The 13373-nt window shown below is 59.4% G+C and carries 10 protein-coding genes; all 10 read left to right on the top strand.

What is annotated here, in order from left to right; translation table 11 throughout:
• The first annotated feature begins 45 nt into the window (after positions 1-45).
• Entirely contained in the window at positions 46-873 is an 828-nt protein-coding gene (gene map / locus AAFF27_12715) for a type I methionyl aminopeptidase (GenBank protein ID XAH25995.1), read from the top strand.
• Between the two features lie 71 nt (positions 874-944).
• A complete protein-coding gene (locus AAFF27_12710; GenBank protein XAH25994.1) occupies positions 945-3572 on the top strand; it encodes a [protein-PII] uridylyltransferase in 2628 nt (875 codons plus the stop codon).
• A 280-nt stretch (positions 3573-3852) separates the two neighbouring features.
• Positions 3853-5844 carry a tetratricopeptide repeat protein gene (locus AAFF27_12705; protein XAH25993.1) on the top strand — a complete coding sequence of 664 codons (1992 nt, stop codon included), beginning with the start codon at positions 3853-3855 and terminating at the stop codon, positions 5842-5844.
• Positions 5845-5866: 22 nt separating this feature from the next.
• Positions 5867-7723 carry a glycosyltransferase gene (locus AAFF27_12700; GenBank protein ID XAH25992.1) on the top strand — a complete coding sequence of 619 codons (1857 nt, stop codon included), beginning with the start codon at positions 5867-5869 and terminating at the stop codon, positions 7721-7723.
• Between the two features lie 42 nt (positions 7724-7765).
• Positions 7766-9064: a nucleotide sugar dehydrogenase gene (locus tag AAFF27_12695; protein XAH25991.1), complete on the top strand. Its 1299-nt coding sequence runs from the start codon at positions 7766-7768 to the stop codon at positions 9062-9064.
• Between the two features lie 27 nt (positions 9065-9091).
• Positions 9092-10042 (top strand): Gfo/Idh/MocA family oxidoreductase, encoded by a 951-nt coding sequence (locus AAFF27_12690; GenBank protein XAH25990.1) that lies wholly within the window; start codon positions 9092-9094, stop codon positions 10040-10042.
• 4 nt (positions 10043-10046) lie between these two features.
• Positions 10047-10862, top strand: coding sequence for an ABC transporter permease (locus tag AAFF27_12685; GenBank protein XAH25989.1), 816 nt, complete (start codon positions 10047-10049; stop codon positions 10860-10862).
• A 2-nt stretch (positions 10863-10864) separates the two neighbouring features.
• The gene (locus tag AAFF27_12680) at positions 10865-11614 is read left to right on the top strand and encodes an ABC transporter ATP-binding protein (protein XAH25988.1); all 750 of its coding nucleotides are present in this window, start codon (positions 10865-10867) and stop codon (positions 11612-11614) included.
• A 29-nt stretch (positions 11615-11643) separates the two neighbouring features.
• On the top strand, positions 11644-12219 hold the full coding sequence (locus AAFF27_12675) for an acyltransferase (GenBank protein XAH26229.1): 576 nt from the start codon (positions 11644-11646) through the stop codon (positions 12217-12219).
• A gap of 25 nt (positions 12220-12244) precedes the next feature.
• A complete protein-coding gene (locus AAFF27_12670; protein ID XAH25987.1) occupies positions 12245-13348 on the top strand; it encodes a DegT/DnrJ/EryC1/StrS family aminotransferase in 1104 nt (367 codons plus the stop codon).
• The last annotated feature ends 25 nt before the right edge of the window (positions 13349-13373 follow it).

Below are 13373 nucleotides of genomic sequence, written 5' to 3'. Positions count from 1 at the left end.
CCCCGGCCCGCGCAGCCGTCCGGGCCCGGATGGGATAATCCCGGGATGACGATCACTTACAAGACCGCCCAGGAAATCGAAGGCATGCGCGTTGCCTGCCGCCTCGCCGCCGAAGTACTGGACTACCTGACGCCGCACATCAAGCCCGGCATCACCACCAACGACGTCGACCGCCTGGCCGCCGAATGCATGGCCCGCCAGGGCAGCGTCTCGGCCACGCTCGGCTACCAGCCGCCGGGCTATCCGCCCTACCCCAAGTCGCTCTGCACCTCGCTCAACCACGTGGTCTGCCATGGCATCCCGAATGACAAGCCGCTGAAAAAGGGCGACATCATGAACGTGGACGTGACCGTCATCAAAGACGGCTGGTACGGCGACACCAGCCGCATGTTCGTGGTCGGCGAGGGCTCCATCGCCGCCAAGCGCCTGACCAGCGTCACCTTCGACGCCATGTGGCACGGCATCGTGAAGGTCAAGCCCGGCGCCCGCCTGGGCGACATCGGCTCGGCCATCCAGAAATTTGCCGAAGGCCTGGGCTTTACCGTGGTGCGCGAGTTTTGCGGCCATGGCATTGGCCGCAACTTCCACGAAGAGCCGCAGGTGCTGCACTACGGCAAGCCCGGCACGCTGGAAGAGTTGAAGCCCGGCATGGTCTTCACCATCGAGCCCATGATCAACGCCGGCCGGCGCGAGATCAAGGAGCTGGGCAACGACGGCTGGACCATCGTCACCAAGGACCACAGCCTGTCGGCCCAGTGGGAACACACCGTCGTGGTCACAGAAACCGGCTACGAGGTGCTGACCCGCTCCGACGCCTGCCCGCCGCCGCCAGCCTTTGCCGCGTGGACGTCCGAGAGCCTGGCGACCGCCTGAGCCAACAGCAACCTGTAACGGGTTGCACAAAAATTGCTAGTCTCGCGGCTTTGCACGGAGTGCCCGAACCGATGTCCGAACTTCCCGCGCTGCGCGAGGCCTACCGCCAGAAAAAAGCCGAGCTGCTTGAAGCAGCCGAGCGCAGCGGCGACGCCGTGCGCAGCGTACACAGCGTGCTGCGCCAACTGGCGCGCCTGGCCGACGAGCTGCTGCAAACCCTCTGGCTGCGCGCCGGCTTCCCCGAGCAGTTCGCCTTGCTGGCCGTGGGCGGTTTTGGCCGGGGCGAGCTGTTCCCGCACTCCGACATCGACGTGCTGCTGCTGCTGCCCGACGGCACCCGGCCAGACGCGGACGAAGCCCTGCGCCTGCGCCTGGAAGGCTTCATCGGCAGTTGCTGGGACGCCGGGCTGGAGATCGGCTCCAGCGTGCGCACTGCGCGCGAATGCCTGGACGAGGCCGCCAAAGACGTCACCGTGCAGACCTCGCTGCTCGAAGCCCGGCGCATCGTGGGCGATGCCTCGCTGTTCCACCTCTTTCGCCGCGCCTTCCGCGAGGCACTGGACCCGCAGGCCTTCTATATCGCCAAGATGCTGGAGCTGCGCCAGCGCCACCACAAGTTCGAAGACACGCCCTACTCGCTTGAGCCCAACTGCAAGGAATCCCCTGGCGGCCTGCGCGACCTGCAGGCCATCCTCTGGGTATCCACCGCCGCCGGCTACGGCGAGAACTGGGACGCCCTGGCCCACAACGGCCTGGCCACGGCGCTGGAAATCAAGCAGATCAAGCGCAACGAGGCGCTGATATCGCTGATCCGCCTGCGCCTGCACCTGATCGCCAAGCGCCGCGAAGACCGGCTGGTGTTCGACCTGCAAACGGCCGTCGCCGAATCCTTTGGCTACCACGCGCAAACGCCCGACGGCTCGCGCCTGGCCCGGCGCTCCAGCGAGGCGCTGATGCGCCGCTACTACTGGGCGGCCAAGGCGGTGACCCAGCTCAGCCAGATCCTGCTGCTCAACATCGGCGAGCGGCTCAACCCCAGCACGCATGCGCTGATCCCGATCAACGAGCGCTTCTTCGAGAAGGCCGGCATGGTCGAGGTGGTGAGCGACGACCTCTACCAGCGCGAGCCGCACGCCGTGCTGGAGACCTTCCAGCTCTACGAGACGCATGTGGGCCTGCGTGGCCTGTCGGCGCGCACCTTGCGCGCGCTCTACAACGCCCGCAACGTGATGGACGCGGCCTTCCGCCGCGACCCGGTCAACCGCGCCACCTTCCTGCGCATCCTGCAAGAACCGGTCGGCATCACCCATGCCATGCGGCTGATGAACCAGACCTCGGTGCTCGGCCGCTACCTGCGCGTGTTCCGTGGCACGGTGGGGCAGATGCAGCACGACCTGTTCCACGTCTACACGGTAGACCAGCACATCCTGATGGTGCTGCGCAACGTGCGCCGCTTCTTCATGGCCGAGCATGCGCACGAGTACCCGTTCTGCTCGCAACTCGCCGCTGGCTGGGACAAGCCGTGGATTCTGTACATCGCCGCGCTGTTCCATGACATCGCCAAGGGCCGGGGCGGCGACCATTCCGAGCTGGGCGGGCGTGACGTGCGGCAGTTCTGCGCCGACCACGGCATAGCCGACGAAGACACCGAGCTGATCGCCTTCCTGGTCGAGCAGCACCTGACCATGAGCCACATCGCGCAAAAGGCCGACCTGAGCGACCCGGACGTGATCGCCGCCTTTGCCAAACGCGTGGGCAACGAGCGCCACCTGACCGCGCTCTACCTGCTGACAGTGGCCGACATCCGCGGCACCAGCCCCAAGGTCTGGAACGCCTGGAAGGGCAAGCTGCTGGAAGACCTCTACCGCTACACCCTGCGCATGCTGGGCGGCCGCGCCCCCGACGGCGCCGCCGAGGTCGAATCGCGCAAGCGCGAGGCCCTGGTGCTGCTGGCCCTGCACGCCGAGCCGCATGAGGCGCACAAGCGCCTCTGGGACACGCTGGACGTGAGCTACTTCATGCGCCACGACGCGGTCGACATCGCCTGGCATGCGCGCCAGTTGTCGCGCCACGTCGAGGCCAAGCCCAAGGGCGAAGGCCTGCCGGCCAGCGCACGCTGCATCGTGCGCGTGCGGCTCTCACCGCTCGGCGAAGGCCTGCAGGTGCTGGTCTACACGCCCGATGCCCCGGATCTGTTCGCGCGCATCTGCGGCTACTTCGACCAGGCCGGCTTCAGCATCCTCGACGCCAAGGTCCACACCGCCAGCAACGGCTACGCGCTGGACACCTTCCAGGTCGTGACCTCGGCCCTGCCCGAGCACTACCGCGAACTGGTCAACATGGTCGAGGCCGAACTCCCCCCCGCGCTGCAACAGACCGGCCCCCTGCCCACCCCCAGCCGCGGCCGCGTCTCACGCCGCGTGAAGAGCTTCCCCATCGCCCCGCGGGTAGAACTGCACCCCGACGAGCGCGCCCAGCACTGGCTGCTCAGCGTCTCCGCCAGCGACCGCGCCGGCCTGCTCTACTCCATCGCCCGCGTGCTCGCCAAACACAAGCTCAACCTGCAACTGGCCAAGGTCAGCACTTTGGGCGAGCGCGTGGAAGACACCTTCCTCATCGACGGCCCCGCACTGCGGCGCAACCGGGCGCAGATCGAGATCGAGACGGAGTTGCTGGAGGTTTTGGCGAGCAACGGCTAGCAACGCATGGCCTCGCCAAACATAGGTAACGCGCCTATCGCCACGATTCGGCGATTTTTAAGTAGTTGGTCAGCGCACCTGTCTGTGATGGATGACAGTGGAGCAGACACTCTTAGCCAACGGCTATGGGCAAGCTCGAACACCGCATCATCTGCGTTCATGCCCCTTCGCCCTCTTGTTAACTGCTCGAACATAAGTATCTGGCTCACCAACGGAGTGTCACCGTATGTGAATTAGACTTGAAGGCTTTCATCTAGTCGTCCGCCCCGGGTCTCCATCGATGCAGCATAAAAAAGTTGGGCTTCTGGTGTTCGTTCTGCTGGTTGTGGGAGGTGCATGCTGCATTTACCTGCCCGGCTTGACCAATGCACTTGTCTTTGATGACAACCGCCTGACTGATGGCGGTGTTTTTGGCTCCTATGGTGGGTTGCTCCCGCTGCGGCAGCGTCTGCTGTCGTATGGCTCTTTCGTCTGGCTATCCGCACTACCAGGCGTCGGTTGGGCAGGGCAGCGCGCCTTCAATGTCATTCTGCATCTGGGTACTGTGGCAGCCATTTACCTGCTGTTCCGCGAGTTGCTGGCACGAACCCGATTTCCGGATGAGTTCGAAACTGACGCGGGCTTCACGCACTCTCGAGAAGCTGCTCTACGCGTGGGGGTCGCCCTCTTTGCGTTGAATCCCGTAGCCATCTATGCCGTCGCCTACCTGATCCAACGCTCCATTGTCATGGCCACCTTCTTTGCGGTGGTCGCCTGTTGGACCTTTGTGCGCGGGCTAGTTAGTGGTCGACTGGCCTGGTATTGCATAGCGCTACTGGCTTATGTCTGTGCGTTGCTATCGAAAGAACACGCTGTCATGACAGCCGCCTTTGCGGTGCCACTCTACATTTTCGTCAAGCGGCCTGGGTGGAAGCAGATCGGAGCCATCGCGGCTGCTTGCTTGGTGCTACTGGGCATTGCCGTTTTTTTGCTGACGCAGGTCTATGGATCCATCCTGGGCCAAGTCTTCGACCCAACGTCCCGATTGTTTGTACGGCAGTTGGAGGCAATACAACCCGGCGTGGGCACGCACGTGTTTGCGCTCAGCATTCTCAACGAGGCGTGGCTTTTCTTTCGCTATGGCTTTTTGTGGATTGTCCCCAACCCGCAATGGATGTCGATCGATGTCCGGCCCCCCTTCCCTTTGGGTTTTGGCGCCTTTCCCCAAGTTCTGGGTGCCATCGGCTACAGCATCTTGCTGGTCGGAGCGACGTGGCTACTGCTACGCCAACGCGGTGCCTTCGCCTTTGCTGCGCTCTGCTTACTTTTCCCGCTGCTGCTGTTTCTTACCGAGTTCGTCACGGTCTGGGTGCAGGACCCGTTCGTGCTGTATCGCAGCTATCTTTGGGCGATCGCGATCCCCGGACTGATCGCGTTGCCACTAGTGGGCTTGCCATCCCGGCTGATCTACACCGGTGGTTTCGTGGTGGGCGCACTCTTTACTGGGCTGGCGCTGGAGCGCGTGCTGAGTTTCGACAATGAGCTGAGTGTATGGTCCGACGCGGCCGACAAGATTGACCTGAGCGCCCCGCCCAATACGGTTGGTCGCTGGCGCCCCTTTCTCAACCGAGGCGCACAGTATCTGGACAAGTCCATGTACGACAGCGCGCAAGCAGATTTCACAGCTGCTGATCGGCTGGGAGAGAGCCAGGGCGCAGCACGCTTCAATATCGGCATGAGCCTGCTGCAACAGCACAAATACCCAGAGGCCATTGCAGCGTTCAATGCAGCAGAAGCCATGGGTAACCGCGACTTCGAGGTGTACTACCAGAAGGGCGAGGCCCTGTATGCCCAAGGCCGCTATGCCGATGCCTATCAGAGTTTCTCCACCGCCTTGAGCAGCCAGGCCGTGCTGAATGACGTCAAGTCCAATGACATGGTGCGAGAAACCATTCGCCTTCGTCGCGCGGAGTCTGCTGTCGCCACGCAACAGTACGCTGTTGCCATTGACGACTATCACGTCCTGCTCGCAGCCCGCCCCAGTAGTGTGCGCTTTCAAGTCGGCCTGGCCATGGCGCTGGCGGGTGCCGGGCAATCGGCCAAAGCGTTGCCACTCTTCGACAAAATCATTGCAGAGCGGCCCAATGCCCAGGCTTTCTATGGGCGATCAATTGCGCGCCACTACAGCGGCGATACGACTGGCAGCCTGCAAGACCTTGATCACGCCATTGTCCTGGACCCGCACAACCCGACCTATCGGGCACTTCGAACAGAGCTGAGTGGCAAACGCTAAGACCAAAGAACGGGCCACGCACATGCGCGTGTTGCACGTTGGCAAGTTCTTTCCCCCTCACGTCGGCGGCATGGAAGTGTTCTTGGCCGACCTCATCCGGGAACAGCGAAGCCAGGGTATTGATGCATACGCGTTGGTGCATGGCGACCCACAGCCCGAAGACCCGGCCTGGCTAGTGCGAGTTCCAGTGCAGGCGCACCTTGTATATGCGCCTATAGCCGCAGGCTTTCCCGTGGCGCTGCATCGTGCAATCCGACACTTCAAGCCCGAGGTGCTGCATCTGCACATGCCCAACAATGCCGTTTTCTGGGCCTTGCTCATGCCGATTGCCAGCAAAATCCCATGGGTTGTGCACTGGCATTCGGACGTAGTTGTGTCTAGGATTCGCAGCGTCATTGGAGTCGCCTACAAGCTTTACAGGCCCTTTGAGAGAGCCGTGCTGGATCGGGCTCAACGGATCATCGCGACCTCGCCCCCCTATCTTGAGCACAGCCAGCCGCTCGCGCCATGGCGCAGCAAATGTGCCGTCATTCCGTTGGGCTTGGCAACCACCAGCATCGCTACGTCTCGACCGGATGGCAGCAGCACCTCATTTACATGGCGGCCCGGACGCTTCCGAGTCCTGTCCATTGGACGCCTGACCTACTACAAGGGCTTCGAAGTCTTGATACGTGCCATGCGCGAAATTCCAGACGCCGAACTTTTGATCGTGGGCGAAGGCGAATTGCGCGCGTCCCTTGCAGCGCTTATCCAGCAGGAAACACCCGTTGGCCAAAAGCCAAACGTTCGATTGCTCGGTTTGGTGACCGACGCCGAGAAAAACACCCTGCTGAATGACTGCGAACTCTTCTGTCTGGCATCGCGCGAACGAACCGAGGCCTTTGGCATGGTGCTGCTGGAAGCCATGGCCCATGCCAAGCCATGCATCGTTTCTGATTTGCCCGGCTCGGGCATGCCTTGGTTGGTAGCGCAAGCCAAGGTCGGATTGCGCGTGGCAGTTGAAGATGTACAGCAATGGCGAAAAGCCATCCAGCAATTGCAGAAGCACCCAGCTCAACGCCAGGAATTTGGGCAGAACGGCCGGGATGCGCTTTATCAGCGGTTCTCCATTGCCGCCAATGCACATGCCATGGCAGCCATATATGCACAGATCGCGCCCCGGACAAATAGCGCACCTACACACAATGGTGTGCTGGTCGTGATACCTGCCAAGGACGAAGCGGCTACCGTGGGAACTGTCGTGGCTGAGCTACGTGCGGCGGGTTGGCAGGACGTGCTGGTTGTAGACGACCACAGTACGGACGGCACGGGTGACATCGCGCGTGCCGCCGGCGCACGCGTACTGCGCCCCGTGCTGCCCGTGGGCGCGTGGGGCGGCATGCAAACGGGTATTCGCTATGGCGTGCGGCATGGCTTTGCTGCCGTAGTCACCATGGACGCGGATGGCCAGCATGAAGTTGACCAACTGCCCGCGCTACTAGCCTGTCGCGACACCGCCGATATGGTGATTGGGGCATTTCCGGAGCGGGCAAGTCGCTTGCGGAAGTGGGCCTGGAGCTGGTTTCGTCGGCTAGCCGGTTTTGAGCTACGCGATCTGACCTCGGGCTTTCGCTACTACAACCGGGATGCCATGCGGCTTCTTGCATCGGGTGACGCCACGCTGCTCGACTACCAGGACTTGGGAGCATTGCTCATGGTGGTTCAAGCCGGACTGCGAATCAAAGAGGTGCAGGTGGCTATGCGAGCCCGAACCTCAGGCCGCTCTCGCATTTTTCGCTCGTGGTTCGGTGTGGCACGCTACATGGCGCTCACTACGCTGCTGTGCCTATCACGACGTAGCCTGAGAGAACAGGCACGCGTGCCTAGGCAAGCCGCCTAAGAACTTACACCGCCTCGACTACTGAACGCAGAACATCAAAACATGGACCTGACTAAGAAAAAACTCGTTGTCATCGGACTCGGCTACGTCGGGCTTCCCCTGGCGGTAGAGTTTGGCAAGAAGCAGCCGGTGATCGGCTTTGACATCAATGCCGCAAGAATTGCTGAACTCTCAGCCGGCGAAGATCGTACGCTCGAAGTGACTCCTGAAAACTTGCGTTCAGCCAACCACCTGACGTACACGACCGACCCATCGGTGCTCAATGAGGGCCAAGTCTTCATCGTCACGGTTCCGACGCCTGTTGACAACGCCAACCGCCCTGATATGCGGCTCCTCGTCCGAGCCAGCGAAATCGTCGGCAAGGCACTCAAGCTTGGCGATGTCGTCATCTACGAATCAACCGTCTATCCCGGGGCGACCGAAGAGGTCTGCGTGCCCGTTCTTGAACAGAATTCAGGCCTGCAGTTCAACACCGACTTCTTCTGCGGCTATAGCCCCGAGAGAATTAACCCCGGCGACAAGGTCAACACCCTGACCACCATAAGAAAAATAACCAGTGGCAGTACCCCACAGGCGGCAGAGGCCATCGATCACTTGTACGCCTCGATCATCCAGGCGGGCACTTGGAAGGCCAGCAGCCTCAAGGTCGCAGAAGCTGCCAAGGTCATCGAGAACAGCCAGCGCGATCTCAACATCGCCTTTGTCAACGAGTTGTCCGTCATCTTTGAGCGGCTGGGAATCGACACCCTGGAAGTACTGGAAGCCGCTGGCAGCAAATGGAACTTCCTCCCGTTTCGGCCGGGCATGGTGGGTGGGCACTGCATTGGAGTCGACCCCTACTACCTGACCCACAAGGCCGAAGAGGTGGGCTATCACCCACAGGTGATCCTTGCAGGGCGTCGCATCAACGACAACATGGCGCGCTACGCTGCGCGCAACATCATCAGGCGCATGCTCAAAAGCGGCATTGATGTGGCACGCGCGACTGTTGGCGTCATGGGGATCACCTTCAAGGAGAACTGCCCGGATATACGCAATAGCAAGGTGGCAGATCTTGTGCGCGAACTACAGACCTGGAACGTAAAAGTGAGGCTCACCGATCCTTGGGCCAACCCAGCAGAGGTGCGCCACGAATACGGCCTTGAATTGGATCAACTCTCCCCTGCTGAGCCGGTGGACAGCTTGGTTGTCGCTGTCGGGCATCAGGAATTCCGCGCTCTGCAACCACCCGAACTCATGGCCCTATGCAAGCGCGACCATCAGCCCATCATCGGCGACCTCAAGAGTCTGTTCGACCGCCACGCACTTGCAGCCGAAGGCTTTGATGTTTTCCGACTCTGACCCTCATCTCTCGAATACGAATTCACCATGAAAAACTTCGCCTTGATCGGCGCTGCCGGATACATTGCTCCTCGCCACATGCGGGCTATCAAGGACACGGGCAATCACTTGGCAGTGGCCTATGACATCAATGATTCAGTTGGGATCATCGACAGCATTTCGCCGCAAAGCGAGTTTTTCACCGAATTCGAACGGTTTGCGGAGCATGCGCACCAGCTCAAGCGCGACCCGGCCACCGCACTCGACTACGTGTCGATCTGCTCGCCCAACTACCTGCACCATGCCCACATCGCCGCTGGCCTGCGCCTGGGGTGTGATGTCATCTGCGAAAAGCCGCTCGTTCCCACGCCGCAATTGATGGATGAACTGGCGCGCATCGAGCAGGAAACGGGTCGGCGAGTGTTCAACATCCTGCAACTGCGCCACCACGACGCGATCTTGAAGCTGCGCGACAAAGTGGCCGCGGCCCCGAAGGACACCAAGTTCGATGTCGAACTGACCTACATCACATCGCGTGGCAAGTGGTACTTGGAGAGCTGGAAGGGCGACCCGCGCAAATCGTTTGGCGTAGCCACCAATATCGGCGTGCATTTCTTCGACATGCTGCACTTCATTTTCGGAAAGCTTCAGGACAATCGCATCCACCTGAGCGAGGAAACCAAGGCCGCCGGCTATCTGGAATACGAACGCGCCCGGGTGCGATGGTTTCTGTCCATCGATGCCAACGATCTTCCGGACGAAGTCAAAGGCAAGAAGCCCACATACCGGAACATCGATGTCAGCGGTGAGCAACTCGAGTTTTCCGAAGGCTTCACCGATCTGCACACCACCAGCTACCGCGAAATCCTGGCGGGCCGGGGGTATGGCTTGGCGGATGCGAGGCACTGCATCGACACGGTGGATGTGATTCGCAGCGCTTCGATTGCAAGCGATACGGATGAGCGCGTTCATCCTTTCGTGCGCAAGAAGGAGTATTGAGAGCATGCAAGCTCCTGGTCTAAAGCCGCTTTCCCAGTTCGAATTGCTGGTGGGGGATGTACGGGGCGCGCTCAGGCTTTGGCGCTTCTGGCTGCATCTGGGATTGGAAGACATCCTCAAGCAGTACCGCCGCTCGTTTCTGGGACCCGTGTGGATATCGATCAACACGGCCATTTTCATCGGCGCGTTCGGTTTGATCGGATCGCAGGTTTTCAAGATAGATATCCAGACGTACCTGCCGTTCTTTTGCGTCAGCCATGTGCTGTTTCTGTTTATCTCGCAGTGCATTTCCGACAGTTGCCAGACGTTTATCGGTTCCAGTGCGTTCTTGAAGCAAACCCCCTATCCCAAGACCGCTTTCGGTTTACGGGTCATCTGGCGCAATCTGTTGATGATGGGTCACAACATCCCGATTGCCTTGATCGTTCTTCTGACTTTTGGGCGCCTGGATGATGTGAGGCCAATCCCATTTTTGTTTGGACTCGCATTTACAGTGGTATGTGCGGTACTCGTGTCCTGCATTCTGGGTGCTTTGTGCGCGCGTTTTCGCGACATACCCATGATTGTCACCAGCTTAATGCAGATTGCGATGTTTCTCACGCCGGTCATGTGGCAGGCATCGCAGCTCAGTGAGCGGGCCCAATTGATTGTGCACGTCAATCCTTTGGCGGCATTTCTCGATTTGGTGAGAGCTCCTGTCTTGGGCGAGCCTGTCAATCCCTACAGCTATCTGATGGCCGGTGCCACTTTTCTCGCATTGCTGTTGGCATTTTTTACCGTGTTTTTGCAGAGCCGTCGCAGGCTTGTGTACTGGCTCTGATCATGGCAAGCATCGAACTGGAGCGAGTTAATGTCGATTTCCCGCTGTTCTCATCGCGCTCACGCGGATTGCTGAACACGCTGCTCGGGAAGGCCCAAGGGCACCGGGGACGGATCGAAGACATCGGGCATGGCGCTATCGCAGTGCGTGCACTGCGAGACATCACGCTGTCTCTCAAGGACGGAGATCGAATGGGCCTGATCGGCCGCAATGGGGCTGGCAAGTCCACCATGCTGCGGGTGCTGTCCAGCGTATATGAACCCACTTCAGGCGTGATGAGGGCTGATGGCCACATCTCTTCCCTGATTGACCTGATGCTGGGCATGGATTCCGATGCCAGTGGCTATGAGTTCATTGCCACACGTTGCGTTGTGATGGGAATTGGGAGTAAAGAAGCCAAGGACCTAGTCCCCGATATAGAGGAATTCACGGAGCTGGGTGACTACCTGCATCTGCCTGTGCGCACGTACTCGTCCGGAATGCTGCTTCGTCTCGCCTTCGCAGTATCGACAGCAGTGGCGCCGGATATTTTGCTGATGGACGAGATGATTGGCGTGGGCGACGCGCAATTCATCGATAAGGCACGCATTCGGCTCGAAAACATGATGAGCAAGGTCAAGATCCTGGTACTTGCTTCACACAACGACTCGATATTGAAAACATTCTGCAATACAGGAATATGGCTCAACGAGGGTCAGATCCGCATGCAGGGAAGTATCGAAGACTGTCTGGCCGCCTATCACGGCAGCTAGCTTCATTATTTTTTGGCCGCATGAGCAAAATATCCTATACCGCGCATCCAACGTCGATTGTCGATGCAGGGGCGAAAATCGGCGCGGGAACCCGCATCTGGCACTGGGTGCATATCTCAGCGGGGGCACGGATCGGCCTTTCTTGCTCTTTCGGGCAGAACGTCTATGTTGGCAATGACGTGGTAATTGGCAACAACGTCAAGATTCAGAACAATGTCAGCGTCTACGATGCGGTTACGCTGGAAGATGATGTTTTCTGCGGGCCCAGCGTGGTTTTCACCAATGTGTACAACCCTCGCAGCAGCGTCATGCGAAAAAATGAGTACAGGCGAACCCAGGTTTGCAAGGGGGCCACGCTCGGTGCAAATGCAACCGTGGTGTGTGGGACCATCATTGGTGCGCATGCATTCGTCGCCGCTGGTGCTGTGATCACCCGTGACGTCAAGGCCTATGCACTAGTTGCAGGCGTGCCTGCGCGGCAAATCGGCTGGATGAGCGAACACGGGGAGCGTCTCGATCTTCCCTTGACCGGAGATGCGCAAGCACATTGTCCGCAAACCGGTCATCTATATCGCTTGATTGATGGTGAGCTGCAGCGAGCTTGACCCCCACCATCGGCATGGAGTTTTAATGGAATTCATCGATCTAAGAGCACAATATAGCCGGCTCAAGGCTGACATCGACGCGCGCATTCAGAAAGTCCTGGATCATGGCCAGTACATCCTGGGCCCGGAAGTGCATGAACTGGAAGAGCAATTGGCGGCCTACACCGGAGCCAAATATTGCATTACGGTGGCCAATGGCACCGATGCGCTCCAAATTGCCCAGATGGCTCTAGGCATTGGGCCTGGAGACGAGGTAATCACCCCCGGATTCACGTATATCGCTACTGCCGAGACTGTCGCGCTGCTTGGCGCGAAGCCCGTGTATGTAGATGTGTCGCCCGATACATACAACTTGGATCCTTCATTACTCGAGGCCGCCATCACGCCCCGCACGAAGGCCATCATTCCGGTGAGCCTGTATGGACAATGCGCTGACTTTGATCGCATCAATGAAATAGCCGCCAAATATCGAATTCCAGTCATTGAGGATGCGGCTCAGAGTTTTGGTGCCACCTATAAAGGGCGCAAAAGTTGCAACCTCACTACTGTGGCTTGCGCCAGCTTTTTCCCTAGCAAACCGTTAGGGTGCTATGGGGACGGCGGAGCCATTTTCACAAGTGACGAGGAATTGGCGCGGGTCATTCGTCAGATTTCGCGTCATGGGCAGGATCGCCGCTATCACCACGTTCGGGTAGGTGTGAATAGCCGCCTCGATACATTGCAAGCTGCAGTTCTTCTGGGAAAGCTGGTGGTTTTCGATAAAGAGATCGCTAAACGCCAAACGATCGCAGATCAATATACAAGCAAATTCCTACCAATACCTCAAATAGTTTGTCCATCTATCGAAAATGGCAACCTGAGTGCCTGGGCCCAATACACGATCCGGTCAAATCATCGCGCCGATCTTCAGCAAGCACTGAAAAAATTAGAGATACCCACCACGGTGCACTATCCGTTGCCGCTGAACAAGCAGCCCGCAGTGGAAGATGGTAGCAAGCAACTCCCCATTGGCGACAAGCTAGCCAATGAGGTTCTGAGCCTTCCCATAGGCCCCTACCTCAACGACTCGGATCAGTCCTTGGTAGCCCAAGCTATCCAGCAGTTTTATATCGAAAATCCCTCTCCCTGATCCCGCCGTCAAGAGTCGCCTTGCA

The sequence above is a fragment of the Xylophilus sp. GW821-FHT01B05 genome (assembly GCA_038961845.1).
In the GTDB taxonomy this organism is placed as follows: domain Bacteria; phylum Pseudomonadota; class Gammaproteobacteria; order Burkholderiales; family Burkholderiaceae_C; genus Xylophilus.
Note: the sequence above shows the minus strand (reverse complement) of the source record. Positions and strands in the feature narration are given on the sequence as shown.

Coding starts and splice junctions, on each gene's coding strand:
- AAFF27_12700 (XAH25992.1), top strand. CDS start 5,867: ATGCGCGTGTTGCACGTTGGCAAGTTCTTTCCCCCTCACGTCGGCGGC.
- AAFF27_12685 (XAH25989.1), top strand. CDS start 10,047: ATGCAAGCTCCTGGTCTAAAGCCGCTTTCCCAGTTCGAATTGCTGGTG.
- AAFF27_12680 (XAH25988.1), top strand. CDS start 10,865: ATGGCAAGCATCGAACTGGAGCGAGTTAATGTCGATTTCCCGCTGTTC.
- AAFF27_12670 (XAH25987.1), top strand. CDS start 12,245: ATGGAATTCATCGATCTAAGAGCACAATATAGCCGGCTCAAGGCTGAC.
- AAFF27_12705 (XAH25993.1), top strand. CDS start 3,853: ATGCAGCATAAAAAAGTTGGGCTTCTGGTGTTCGTTCTGCTGGTTGTG.
- AAFF27_12710 (XAH25994.1), top strand. CDS start 945: ATGTCCGAACTTCCCGCGCTGCGCGAGGCCTACCGCCAGAAAAAAGCC.
- AAFF27_12690 (XAH25990.1), top strand. CDS start 9,092: ATGAAAAACTTCGCCTTGATCGGCGCTGCCGGATACATTGCTCCTCGC.
- map (XAH25995.1), top strand. CDS start 46: ATGACGATCACTTACAAGACCGCCCAGGAAATCGAAGGCATGCGCGTT.
- AAFF27_12695 (XAH25991.1), top strand. CDS start 7,766: ATGGACCTGACTAAGAAAAAACTCGTTGTCATCGGACTCGGCTACGTC.